1 pseudogene is annotated in these 557 nt (G+C 46.5%); it reads left to right on the top strand.

Annotation, left to right across the window (positions count from 1 at the left end):
- Positions 1–310: 310 nt before the first annotated feature.
- Positions 311–557, top strand: a pseudogene (locus H5985_RS09260) (hypothetical protein); the annotation flags it as partial.

Raw genomic sequence — 557 nt, 5'->3', positions numbered from 1 at the left:
TTTGTATTTTTTCATAGCAACTGATGTGGTAGTCGGAGCATGGATAGTACAGGCTCTCGGCCACTTTTGTACACTGCCTAGGTCTTTTTGGCTGTGAGCAAAGGTCTTCGACGCTGCGCTTCGAAGTCCTTTACTCACACCTCAGAATTTGCCTTAGACCTACGCCCCATCAATTGCACTTCGTTTTTGAATCTGTGATAGTTGGAAGGCTTTTCAAAGGGGACATTTTGCAAAGAGCCTGGGGAAAAGCGGCATATCGGGTTTTATAGAGCAACTGAAAAGCAAGGCTGAAAGTGCCGGTTTGAAGGTAGTGGAAGTAAAGCCCTATAAGTTGAAGCTCAGCCAATATGATCCGTATACGGAGACATACGAAAAGAAAGCCTTAAATGAACGTTGGCATCGACTGGGCCGAAGCTCGGAGTGGATCCAACGCGATGTGATGAGTGCACTGCTTTTGCAGTGTGCGGATATAGAAAATGACAAGCATATTCCGACAGAGGTGATAAAGACTCTGGAAGGTGCGAAACAGCTCCTGAGAGACGCGGGGTATGTGATAT

This window comes from Parasutterella secunda, from assembly GCF_016901835.1.
GTDB classification, from domain to species: Bacteria; Pseudomonadota; Gammaproteobacteria; order Burkholderiales; family Burkholderiaceae_F; genus Aphodousia; species Aphodousia faecavium.
Note: the sequence above shows the minus strand (reverse complement) of the source record. Positions and strands in the feature narration are given on the sequence as shown.